At 63.2% G+C, this 10442-nt stretch carries 11 protein-coding genes and 1 pseudogene; 4 read left to right on the top strand and 8 right to left on the bottom strand.

The window, feature by feature from the left end:
- Positions 1 to 135 (bottom strand): annotated as a pseudogene (locus GGQ67_RS25410) (4-hydroxythreonine-4-phosphate dehydrogenase PdxA); the annotation flags it as partial.
- Between the two features lie 164 nt (positions 136 to 299).
- On the opposite strand from GGQ67_RS25410, the gene GGQ67_RS23685 reads away from it, so the two are divergent.
- Positions 300 to 980, top strand: coding sequence for a GntR family transcriptional regulator (locus tag GGQ67_RS23685; RefSeq protein WP_183902562.1), 681 nt, complete (start codon positions 300 to 302; stop codon positions 978 to 980).
- An 85-nt stretch (positions 981 to 1065) separates the two neighbouring features.
- Positions 1066 to 1941 (top strand): DUF937 domain-containing protein, encoded by an 876-nt coding sequence (locus tag GGQ67_RS23680; RefSeq protein ID WP_183902561.1) that lies wholly within the window; start codon positions 1066 to 1068, stop codon positions 1939 to 1941.
- A 97-nt stretch (positions 1942 to 2038) separates the two neighbouring features.
- On the opposite strand, the gene GGQ67_RS23675 is transcribed toward GGQ67_RS23680, so the two are convergent.
- Entirely contained in the window at positions 2039 to 2338 is a 300-nt protein-coding gene (locus GGQ67_RS23675; protein WP_183902560.1) for a DUF1127 domain-containing protein, read from the bottom strand.
- Between the two features lie 201 nt (positions 2339 to 2539).
- Between GGQ67_RS23675 and GGQ67_RS23670 the strand changes: the two genes are divergently transcribed.
- Positions 2540 to 3496 carry a LysR substrate-binding domain-containing protein gene (locus GGQ67_RS23670; RefSeq protein ID WP_183902559.1) on the top strand — a complete coding sequence of 319 codons (957 nt, stop codon included), beginning with the start codon at positions 2540 to 2542 and terminating at the stop codon, positions 3494 to 3496.
- Between the two features lie 27 nt (positions 3497 to 3523).
- Here GGQ67_RS23670 and GGQ67_RS23665 read toward each other — a convergent pair whose 3' ends face one another.
- From GGQ67_RS23665 to GGQ67_RS23655, 3 genes are all read right to left on the bottom strand, one after another.
- Positions 3524 to 4171 carry a TetR/AcrR family transcriptional regulator gene (locus GGQ67_RS23665; RefSeq protein ID WP_246400304.1) on the bottom strand — a complete coding sequence of 216 codons (648 nt, stop codon included), beginning with the start codon at positions 4169 to 4171 and terminating at the stop codon, positions 3524 to 3526.
- A 289-nt stretch (positions 4172 to 4460) separates the two neighbouring features.
- A complete protein-coding gene (locus GGQ67_RS23660; protein WP_183902563.1) occupies positions 4461 to 4883 on the bottom strand; it encodes an MAPEG family protein in 423 nt (140 codons plus the stop codon).
- Between the two features lie 125 nt (positions 4884 to 5008).
- A complete protein-coding gene (locus tag GGQ67_RS23655; RefSeq protein WP_183902557.1) occupies positions 5009 to 5782 on the bottom strand; it encodes an SDR family oxidoreductase in 774 nt (257 codons plus the stop codon).
- Positions 5783 to 5879: 97 nt separating this feature from the next.
- Here GGQ67_RS23655 and GGQ67_RS23650 point away from each other — a divergent pair, with 97 nt between their 5' ends.
- Positions 5880 to 6794, top strand: a complete 915-nt coding sequence (locus tag GGQ67_RS23650) for a LysR family transcriptional regulator (protein ID WP_183902556.1) — start codon at positions 5880 to 5882, stop codon at positions 6792 to 6794.
- A gap of 4 nt (positions 6795 to 6798) precedes the next feature.
- Here GGQ67_RS23650 and GGQ67_RS23645 read toward each other — a convergent pair whose 3' ends face one another.
- The 3 genes from GGQ67_RS23645 to GGQ67_RS23635 form a co-directional block, all read right to left on the bottom strand.
- Positions 6799 to 7365: a hypothetical protein gene (locus GGQ67_RS23645; RefSeq protein ID WP_183902555.1), complete on the bottom strand. Its 567-nt coding sequence runs from the start codon at positions 7363 to 7365 to the stop codon at positions 6799 to 6801.
- The gene (guaB, locus tag GGQ67_RS23640) at positions 7365 to 8849 is read right to left on the bottom strand and encodes an IMP dehydrogenase (protein WP_112944593.1); all 1485 of its coding nucleotides are present in this window, start codon (positions 8847 to 8849) and stop codon (positions 7365 to 7367) included. Before guaB ends, GGQ67_RS23645 begins: the two co-directional genes overlap by 1 nt.
- A gap of 452 nt (positions 8850 to 9301) precedes the next feature.
- The gene (locus GGQ67_RS23635) at positions 9302 to 10294 is read right to left on the bottom strand and encodes an MBL fold metallo-hydrolase (protein ID WP_183902554.1); all 993 of its coding nucleotides are present in this window, start codon (positions 10292 to 10294) and stop codon (positions 9302 to 9304) included.
- Positions 10295 to 10442 lie beyond the last annotated feature (148 nt).

Below are 10442 nucleotides of genomic sequence, written 5' to 3'. Positions count from 1 at the left end.
GACGATGATGTGCGCCTTGGCCGCGATGTCTTCGAGGGCAAGAAGGCTTGCCGTCAGTTCCGGGCTGATGCCGGCGGGATCGCCCATGGCGAGGGCGATGACGGGGCGGTCGTCTGCATGCGCGGTGATGTCCACGATTTATGTTCTCCTACCAAGATTGGCACCTTGTAGGCCATCCGCATTGCGAGAACAAGTCTTTTGCATTTTGTATGCAGCATTTTTGAGTTTGAACTGCCGCCGATCTCGTGTAACCCTAGAATCCAGTATTCGGCCCCACAGCAAAGCGACCCGATCTTCGAATGAGCGAACCATCGTCCGACCTGCCCACGTCCAATAGCGGGCCCATCCAGCGCACCGCACTGCACGACACCCTGGTCGGCCGGCTGCGCGACATGATCATCGAGGGAGAACTCGCGCCGGGATCGCGGATGCACGAGAGCCAACTCGGCGAACAACTCGGCGTCTCCCGCACGCCGCTGCGCGAGGCGATCAAGTATCTGGCTAGCGAAGGGCTGGTGGAACTCGTTCCGAGCCGCGGCGCGGTCGTCAAGCGTTTCACAGGCAAGGACGTGCACGACATGATCATCGTGCTGAAGAGCCTGGAGGAACTGGCCGGCAACCTCGCCTGCGTCACGGCGACGGACCAGGAGATCGCCCGGGTCAGGCGCATCCACGACGAGATGCTGCAATGCTACGAGGCCAAGGACCGGCTGCGCTATTACAAGCTGAACCAGGCCATCCACACGGAAATCAGCCAGCTGACGCACAACGAGGCGCTGGCCAGCATGCAGGCGCTGTTGCAGTCGCGGCTGAAGCGCATCCGCTTCATCGGCCACGAAGGGCCGGACAAATGGGCGGCCGCGGTGGCCGAACATGAGGAAATGATCACGGCGCTCGAAGCGCGCGACGGCAAGGCGCTGTCGGAAGTCCTCGGCCGCCATCTGCTGAAAGCCTGGGAACGGGTCAAGGACTCCATCTAACCCCTTCTCCAAAAAGCGGTTTGCGCATTTCTTTTTCCGGCTATAGTGGCGCGATCATGCGTCGCGAACCGGGAAAGGGCTTTCCATGCTGCCACTCTTCGACATGATGATGCAGGCGCAGAACGGCGCGGCGATGGACGCGATCTCCAAGCAGTTCAACCTGGCGCAGGAACAGGCGACGCAGGCGATGGCCGCCCTGATGCCGGCTTTTTCGGCCGGGCTGAAGCGCAGCAGCAGCAACCCCTACGATTTCATGGGCCTGATGCAGGCGGTCTCCTCCGGAAACTATGCCAAGTATTTCGAGGACATGAGCAAGGCCTTCACGCCGCAGGGGATTTCCGACGGCAACGACATCCTGGCGCAGCTCTTCGGCTCCAAGGAGGTGTCGCGGGCGGTGGCTGCGCAGGCCGCGCAGATGACCGGAATCGGCCAGGAGATCTACAAGCAGATGCTGCCGATCATGGCCGGCACGCTGATGGGTGGGCTGTTCAAGCAATCGATGGGACAGATGAACGCGCCGGTGAACCCCTTCGTCAACACGGCGATGGGCGAGAGCATCCAGCAGTGGCTACAGGCAACCGGTTTCGCGCCGAAGCAGACGCCGACGCCGCAGCCGAGCATCTTCGACAATCCGTTCACGCAGGCGATGCAGCTGATGTTCAGCGCGCCGAAGCCGGAGCCCGAAAAGGCGCAGCCGGCCAATCCCTTCCTCGACAACCCCTTCACCAAGGCATTCCAGGAGATGATGGGAAGCTTCGCCCAGCCTGCGCCGCAGCAGCCGGCGGAAGCGCCAAAAGCCGGCGACAAGGCGGCTAAGGCACCCGATGCCTCGAGCTACATGGACATGCTGAACACCATGTTCGACAGCGGGCTCGAGGTGCAGAAGGGCTACCAGAAGAACATGGAAGCGATCTTCGAAAGCTATATGCCGAAGACGCCGCCCGCCTCTCCCAAACCTTGAAGCCGGCATAAAAAAACCCGGAGACGACTGGGAGGTCGCCACCGGGCAAGAGGCAGGGCTATTGGCTATCACCCTGCGGGGAAAACTGGTTTCGGCTCTAATCCTGATTGAGCCGGTGAAGCGAATTTCGGCTGTGCTTGCGCGCCGATCGCGTCAGGATGTCCGACGGGTCCTCGAAGAAGGTCGAGGCCAGAAAGGCCGCGTCGAGATCGGCCCGGGAAAGGCCGATATCCTTCAGCTGCTTGTCGTCGAGCTCGTGCAGCGCGTTGATCTCCATACGGTTGCGAAACACGCGCAGTACGGATGCCAGCATTGCGAAGCCTGCGACGAGACGCTGCGAGACGGTCCTGGTCGCGGGGTTGCAGTCGAGTTCCAATATCCGGTCTGTCGTGCGCATGGGAGATCCTTTCACTGGCGCGCAACAACCCGCCCTTTCCGCGCGATCAGGCACGGAGAGGCAAGTTGATTTTCGAGCGGACAGGCCGATTGCCTGACCATCACTTTGATTGATTTGCACGGCCAAGATGCCAAAGGCCTATTGATCAGTCCAACGAATGTTTCTAATGATTAGCATCAGAGATGTTTATAGGTGAGAACCATGGCCGCGCCTCTCGATATTGACCAGCTGCAGACCTTCATCGCGATCATCGATTCCGGCAGCTTCACCAAGGCCGCCGACCGGGTCTACAAGACGCAATCGGCCGTTTCGATGCAGATGCGCCGCCTCGAGGAGCGGATCGGCAAGCAGCTGTTCATCAAGGACGGCCGCGGCAACCGGCTGACCGTCGAGGGCGAGAAGCTGCTCAACTACGCCCGCCGCATCATCCGCCTGAACAACGAGGCGATCGCCGCCTTCGACGACAACCGGCTGGAGGGGACGCTCCGGATCGGCACGCCCGACGACTATGCCGAACGCTACATGCCCGAAATTATCGGCCGCTTCGCCAAGACGCATCCGAATGTCGAGCTCTATATCGTCTGCGAGCCCTCGGTCGATCTCGCCGAGCGCATGCATCGGGGCGAACTCGACATCGCGCTGGTGACGCATAATCCGCGCGTGCGCATGTCCGACGTGGTCAGGACCGAACCGCTCTGCTGGGTGGGCTCGGCCAACCATCCGATCCGCGACGACGCACCGGTGCCGCTCGCCGTCGGGCGCCGCGACTGCCCCTGGCGGCAGGCGGCAAGCGCCGCCCTCGACGCGGTCGGGCGCGAACACCAGATCCTGTTCACCAGCTGGTCGTGCACCGTCATCGCGGCGGCGGTTCTTTCGGGGCTCGCCGTTTCGACCATGCCGGAATCGGCGCTGCGCACGGGCATGAAGGTTCTGACACAGGCGGACGGCTTCCCCGCGCTCCCGCCGGTGCAGATCGGCATCATGAAGCGGCCGGGCGTGTCGATCTCGCTGATGAACGCGATCACCGCGCACATCACCGCCTGCCTCGACAACATCACGCCCGCCGTGGTGGAGGACAATCTCGATGCCGAGGTGAAGGGCGCTTACGTGCGCGCCCAGCCGCGCCTGAAGGTCGCGAACACGGTCACCAGCTGGTAAGCGGACTGTAGCCCGCCTGCCGCTCTTTCAGCCGGCAGCCAGTTCCGCCGGCATCGGCGTGAAGAAGGACGTGCGCACGAGGCATTTGCACTCCTGCAGGATGCGGGCGGCGAAGAAGGGATCGCTCGTCACGGCAAGCCTGACCGACGAGCCGATCAGATGGCTGAACAGATAGGTGCGCGCCTCGGTGTCGACATCGCTCAGCTCGGGCGCGATGCGCTGCGCGGTCTCGCGGAAGATCCTGGCGATGCGGCTATTGTGCTCCACATTGAGCCGCGAGAGATCCTGGTCGGTCTCCGTGCCGAGCCAGATGCCGAGGCTCGCGGCATCATTGCGATAGTCCTCGTAGTGCCAGTCGATGGTCGCCTCGAGCACATCGAGCGCCTCCGGCACGGATTGCACCGACGCGAAGGCTTCGGCGACCTTCGCGCGGATGGCCAGCGAGTGACGGTCGAACAAGGCTTTGACGATCGCCGCCTTCTCGGGAAAATACTGGTAGACCGAGCCGATCGGCACATTGGCGGCAACCGCGAGTTCGGTCATGCGCATGGCGCCCACGCCCTTGCTCGCGATCAGCTGCGAGGCGGCGGACAGGATCAGGTCCAGCCTCTGAATACTGCGTTCCTGTTTCGGCTTCCTGCGGAGGCCAATGCGATCGAAGCTCCCGACGTTCATGTCGTTCCCCATCCCTCTTTTTCGCAGACCGGACATTGCCCAAACCGGCCCTTTTGGCCGATATGACATGCAGGTCTTCATGAGGCGTAAACAGGATAGATTGTATTTTACCGACAGGCAAAAGCTCAACCAAACCGGGGTGATACGCCCTGATTTGGTCGGTTTCGGAGGGTAAATTTACGCTGTTTCGGCCGATTGTTCGCTCATCGCGGCCACCTGTCGACCGTGCCGCTCGCCCACAGCCGTCCACTCAGGCGATTCGCCCTATACGACGATCAGTCCCAATCGTTCAGCCGTTCGGAAACATCATCCAGACCGCAAGCCAGACCCACATGGCGCCGAGCACGACATAGCCGGCGGCGAAGAGCGGGCTGCGGTAGCGCAGGTCATTGCTGGTGACGTGCACGAAGGCGTGGACATAGCGCAAAGCGACGAAGATCCAGGCCAGCACGAGCGCGATCAGGTTATCGGCTTCGGTCATGTAGAGCAGGATGCAGCAGGCATAGAACAGGACCGGCAGTTCGTACTGGTTGGCAAGGCTGTTCTTGACGATCAGGCTTTCGGTCGGCTCGCCGCGATTCTCGCGATAATCGGATGCACGCACCTTGCCCGACTTCAGCATCTTCCGGCGGCGGTAGCCGAGCAGCATGTAGAGCAGGTAGACCAGCGCCGCTTGGGCGATGATGGGCCAGAACATCTCGTAGCCAGTCATTCCGGTCATCGGGTCGTCTCCTATGCTACTTCTCTATCGAAGTCAGAGCTTTAGCGGAAACGGCGCGGGCTTTCCAGTGCCGCGCCCGCCACGATGACGCGGCGGACGCGGGTGACCATGCAACCTTATACCTGGGCCTGGCCGCCGTCGGCGAAGAGTTCGATGCCGTTGACGAAGCTCGACTCGTCGGAGGCGAGGAACAGGGCGGCGTTGGCGATCTCGGCGGGATCGGCGACGCGGCCGAGCGGCACGACGCTCGCCATGTAGTCGAGCAGGCCCTGCTGCTGCGCCTTGTCGTCGCCGGCCAGTTCGACCAGGCCGGGTGTTTCCGTCGGGCCGGGGCTCAGCGTGTTGACGCGGACGCCGCGATCCTTCAGGTCGAGGATCCAGTTGCGGGCAAAGTTGCGAATGGCGGCCTTGGAGGCGGAATAGACGCTGAAGGCGGGCGTGCCCTTGATGCTCGTCGTCGAGCCGGTGAGGATGATGGAGGCGCCCTTGGCCAGAAGCGGCAGCGCCGTCTGAACGGTGAACAGCACACCCTTTACGTTGCGGTCGAAGGTATCGTCGAAATGCTCCTCGGTGATCTGACCGAGCGGCGCGAAAGAGCCGCCGCCGGCGTTGACGAAGAGAACGTCGATGCGGCCGGCCTCTTCCTTGACGCGGGCAAACAGGCGATCGAGATCGCTCTGGCTGGCGGAATCGGCGCGGATGCCGGTAACGTCGCCGCCGATCGCGGCGACCGCCGCATCGAGCGCTTCGGCACGGCGGCCGGTGATGAAGAGGCGCGCACCCTCGGCGGCGAAACGCTTGGCGGTGGCAAGGCCAATGCCCGATGTGGCGCCGGTGATGACGGCGACCTTGCCGTTCAGTCTCTGGGCGGAATTCAGTGTGTCAGTCATGTCCGTGGTGTCCTGTTGTTCGATGACCAGAACATATGGACGGCGCGCAATTTTCGAAATAGAAATGAATGAAAACCATCATTGCAGGAATGAAACAATGAAACTGCCCGATTTCGAAGGTCTGGCGATGTTCGCCAAGGTGGCGGAAGAGCGTTCCTTCGCGCGGGCGGCAAAGGCGCTCGGCGTTTCCGTTCCCACGGTGTCGCGCGGCGTGGCGCGGCTCGAGGAGCGCTTCGGGGCCCGCTTGTTCAACCGGACATCGCGGCAGCTCGCGCTTACCGAATTCGGCCTGAAGCTCGCCGACCGCGCCTCGCGCATCTATTGCGACGCCGAGGATATCGAGAACGCGGCGCGGGAATTGTCCAGCCGCCCGCGCGGTTTGATCCGCTTGGCGACGCCGATGACCTTCGGCGTACACTGGATCGCGCCGATCCTGCCGGAGTTCTTCAAGCTCTATCCCGACATCAGCGTCGACCTGCATATGAGCGACGCCGTCGTCGATCTGGTCGCCGACGGCTTCGACGCGGCGCTCAGGATCGCGGTGCTGCCGGATTCCTCGCTGGTGGCGCGGCGACTGGCGCCTGTCTCGCCGTTCATTCTCGCCTCGCCCGACTATCTCGCGCGACACGGCACGCCGCGGCATCCACGCGAGCTTCCGGCGCATCACTGCCTCGGCTATGCCTACCGGCCGCGCCAGGACGTCTGGCGGCTGACCAGCAAGACTGGCGAGGAATATGTGGTGACACCCGGCGGGCCGTTGCGCGTGACCAATTCCGAGGCGCTGGTGCCGATGGCCCTGGCGGGGCTCGGGATCTGCGAACTGCCGGAGTTCATGGCCAGCGAATATATGGCCGACGGGCGGCTGAAGGCGCTGCTGCCGGAGTGGAGCCTGCCGAAGGGCGCGCTCTACTTCGTGACGCCTTCGGCGCGGACACGGCCGGTGAAGGTGGAGGTGCTGGCGGATTTCGTGGCGGCCAAGCTTTCCAATCCGCCATGGCGATGGCCGCGCTGAGGCTCTAAGATCCCGCGTGATCGGCAGGCGGCGCCAGGCGGTAGACCAGGAAGCGCAGGATGACGATGATGCAGACGGTCAGACTCGCGAACTTGAGGCTCGACGCCCAGGGCAACAGTTTTGCGGCGAAGCTCCATTCGGAACCGCCGGAAAAGATGTTGTCGGTCAGGATGTTCTCGGCATAGTCGGAAAAGCCGTAGACGAAGGGCAGCGCGTAGATCGCTGCTATCATGACCGGATGCATCGGGCGGTTGAAGTAGCGGCCGGCGGGGCGGAGCCTGGTGACAATAGCAAACAGCAGGGCCGTCAGCACGAAGGGCAGGACCAGATCGGGCCCGCGATGCATGGCGACGAGCAAGTCGCGTGCTTCCGGCTTTCGCTCGAGCAAACCGCGCATCGCGTCGATATCGCTCGCATCATAGGGGCCCAGCCGCGCTTCGAGCATGGCGGCGCGCGTCATGTCCCGAAACGGCAGGACGTAGCCCAGCAGCATCCAGACAAGGACGCCCAGCACGATGGCCACGAGCAGCGCGACGACGATGGTCGGAATGCGGCTGCTCGCGTCTTTCATCAGGCGCCGGAACCCGGATAGTTCGGGCTTTCGCGGGTGATAGTCACGTCATGCGGGTGGCTTTCGCGCAGGCCGGCGCCAGAGATGCGAACGAAGGTGGCACGCTCCTGGAAGTCCTTGAGGTCCTTGCCGCCGACATAGCCCATGGCAGCCTTGAGGCCACCGGCCAGCTGGTGCAGAACGCCGGAGACCGGGCCCTTGTAGGGAACCTGACCTTCGATGCCCTCGGGAACGAGCTTGAGGGTGTCGCGCACTTCCGCCTGGAAGTAGCGGTCCGCCGAGCCGCGCGCCATGGCGCCGACGGAGCCCATGCCGCGATAGGCTTTGAAGGAGCGGCCCTGGTAGAGGTAGACTTCGCCCGGGCTTTCATCGGTGCCGGCGAGCAGCGAGCCGATCATGACGGCCGATGCGCCCGACGCGATCGCCTTGGCGACGTCGCCGGAGAACTTGATGCCGCCATCGGCGATGACGGGGATGTCCTGGGCGCGGGCCGCTTCGACCGCCGACATGATGGCGGCGAGCTGCGGAACGCCGACGCCGGCGACGATGCGGGTCGTGCAGATCGAGCCCGGACCAATACCGACCTTGACGGCATCCGCACCTGCATCGATCAGCGCCTTGGTGCCATCCGAGGTGGCGACATTGCCGGCCATGACGCGGACGGAGTTGGAGAGCTTCTTGACGCGCGCGACGGCATTCAGCACGCCCTGCGAATGGCCATGGGCGGTATCGACGACCAGCAGGTCGACGCCGGCCTCGATCAGGCGCTCTGCGCGCTCGAAGCCATCATCACCAACGCCAACTGCAGCTGCGGCGCGAAGGCGGCCCTGTGCGTCCTTGGAGGCGTTCGGGTTGAGCTGCGACTTCTCGATGTCCTTGACGGTGATGAGACCGACGCAACGGCCCTCTCCATCAATGACAAGCAACTTTTCGATGCGGTGGGCGTGCAGCAGACGCTTGGCTTCCTGCTGGTCGACGGTTTCCTTGACGGTGACGAGGCCCTCGCGGGTCATCAGCTCATAGATCTTCTGGGCCGGATCGGAGGCGAAGCGGACGTCGCGGTTCGTCAGGATGCCGACGAGGCGGCCGGACTTCTCGACGACGGGGATGCCGGAGATGCTGTGGATCTTCATCAACGCCAGCGCATCGGCAAGCGTGGCGTCCGGGCCGATGGTGACAGGGTTGACGACCATGCCGCTTTCGAACTTCTTGACCTGGCGGACCTGCTCGGCCTGCTCGATCGGGGTCAGGTTCTTGTGAATGACGCCGAGGCCGCCGGCCTGCGCCATGGCGATCGCAAGGCGGCTTTCGGTGACCGTGTCCATGGCGGACGAGATGATGGGTATGTTGAGTTCGAAATCGGTGGCAATGCGCGTCGCGACGCTGGTCTGGCCCGGGAGGACGTCGGAGTGACCAGGCTGCAGCAGCACGTCATCGAAGGTGAGTGCGTCTAAACCGGTCGGCGTTTCAATGATGCGAGCCATGGCCAATTCCTTATAAAAGAAAAATGCACCCTCACCCGGAACGTCTTATCCGCACCGGCGATGTGTAAGGTTGCTTTGGAAGTTGGCGAGGGCTGGTACCACGTCTATGGCATCAAGGGAATAGTAAAAAACGTGGCCGGCCGCGGGTGGCGTCGGCGAGGTGAAAGAGCGGTCGCCATGTGCCCTCTTGCACCGAAAGCACGTCGGCTAAGGTTCGCGCCGCCCTCCCCGCATCCTCATCCCTGTGCTCGTCACAGGGATGCAACGTGCTCAAGTCCTTGAGCGCAATGGACTCTTCTTGCCGCGCAGACGCGCGTCGGCTGGATTCCCGTGACGAGCACAGGAATGAGAGTCGAGAGAGGCTGGCGCGCTTTCGCGCCGAGAAACACACCCCAAAAACACGACAAGCCCGGCGCGGTGGCCGGGCTTGGTATGGCTGCCATGCTGCAGGATCAGAGGTCGAACTGGTAGGTCTTGGGAACGAAGCGGTAGCCGCTTTCGTAAACCTCGGCGTAGCCAACCGATGGGAACGGCATGTGGTAACCGAGGAAGGGCACCTTGTCTGTCGCGATCATGTCGAACACCTTCTTGCGGGTGGCGGCGGCCTGGGCCTTGTCCATGTCGAAGCGGACTTCCCAGGTCGGGTTCTGCAGCGACAGGATATAGTGGTTGGCGGTATCGCCGGTGGCGATCAGGCGCTTTCCATCCGACTCGATGTTGAAGATCATGTGGCCCGGCGTGTGCCCCGTCGCCAGCATCGCGGTGATGCCGGAGGCGACCGTGTCGCCTTCGCCGATGAAGGTCATCTTTTCGGCCAGCGGCACGACATTGGCGAGAACCGCCTTGTGGCCGCCTTCGGCCGGGGTTCCCTGACGGGCCTTGTCGGTCCAGAAATCGTACTCGGCCTTGCCGGCGACGTAGCGGGCCTTGGCGAAGGCCGGCTTGCCGCCTTCCATCAGTCCGCCGATATGGTCGCCGTGCATGTGGGTGAGCGCCACCACGGTGATGTCGTCGGTCGAATAGCCGGCGGCCTTGAGCCCGGCGGCGAGCTGGCCGTTGCCCTTGGCGCGGCCGCCTTCACCGAAGCCGGTGTCAACAAGGATCACGTCGGAGCCGGTATCGACCACGAAGGGCGCGAAGGTGTTGACGAACTTGTCCGATGGCAGGAAGTTCCTGGCCAGCAGCGCCTGAACGGTCTCCGGCGTCTGGTCGGTGCCGAAGGTTTCATTCGGCTTTTCGCCAACAACGCCACCGTCCTTCACGACGGTGAACTTGAAGGAGCCGAGCTTGAACTGATTGAACTGGGGCTGCGTCGTCGCATCCATCTTGGTCTTGTCTCCGCTTGCGGCCATCACGGCCGTCTCTTTCAAAATCATCGGCGCGGCCAGCAGGCCAACGCCCGCCGCTACGAAAGCGCGCCTGTTCATCCCCAACGAAATCGCCATATCCCATCCTTCCGATAACGCGCGGCGCATCGCCACGCTGCCCCCGTCGTCATGGCGGACCACCGTTTATCGCAATCCGCCGAAACGAACATATGTCAATTCTGGCCGTTGAAATCCCCGAACCCGCGGTCTCACGCAGACGTGATGC

Source organism: Rhizobium metallidurans, from assembly GCF_014196505.1.
GTDB lineage: Bacteria > Pseudomonadota > Alphaproteobacteria > Rhizobiales > Rhizobiaceae > Rhizobium > Rhizobium metallidurans.
The sequence above is the reverse complement of the archived record's forward strand: the minus strand, read 5'-3'. Positions and strand labels throughout refer to the sequence as shown.

Bases quoted from the DNA above. Each gene is read 5' to 3' on its own strand.
- GGQ67_RS23655 (WP_183902557.1), bottom strand. From the start codon at position 5,782: ATGACTGACACACTGAATTCCGCCCAGAGACTGAACGGCAAGGTCGCC.
- GGQ67_RS23675 (WP_183902560.1), bottom strand. From the start codon at position 2,338: ATGCGCACGACAGACCGGATATTGGAACTCGACTGCAACCCCGCGACC.
- guaB (WP_112944593.1), bottom strand. From the start codon at position 8,849: ATGGCTCGCATCATTGAAACGCCGACCGGTTTAGACGCACTCACCTTC.
- GGQ67_RS23665 (WP_246400304.1), bottom strand. From the start codon at position 4,171: ATGAACGTCGGGAGCTTCGATCGCATTGGCCTCCGCAGGAAGCCGAAA.
- GGQ67_RS23670 (WP_183902559.1), top strand. From the start codon at position 2,540: ATGGCCGCGCCTCTCGATATTGACCAGCTGCAGACCTTCATCGCGATC.
- GGQ67_RS23685 (WP_183902562.1), top strand. From the start codon at position 300: ATGAGCGAACCATCGTCCGACCTGCCCACGTCCAATAGCGGGCCCATC.
- GGQ67_RS23650 (WP_183902556.1), top strand. From the start codon at position 5,880: ATGAAACTGCCCGATTTCGAAGGTCTGGCGATGTTCGCCAAGGTGGCG.
- GGQ67_RS23645 (WP_183902555.1), bottom strand. From the start codon at position 7,365: ATGAAAGACGCGAGCAGCCGCATTCCGACCATCGTCGTCGCGCTGCTC.
- GGQ67_RS23680 (WP_183902561.1), top strand. From the start codon at position 1,066: ATGCTGCCACTCTTCGACATGATGATGCAGGCGCAGAACGGCGCGGCG.
- GGQ67_RS23660 (WP_183902563.1), bottom strand. From the start codon at position 4,883: ATGACTGGCTACGAGATGTTCTGGCCCATCATCGCCCAAGCGGCGCTG.
- GGQ67_RS23635 (WP_183902554.1), bottom strand. From the start codon at position 10,294: ATGGCGATTTCGTTGGGGATGAACAGGCGCGCTTTCGTAGCGGCGGGC.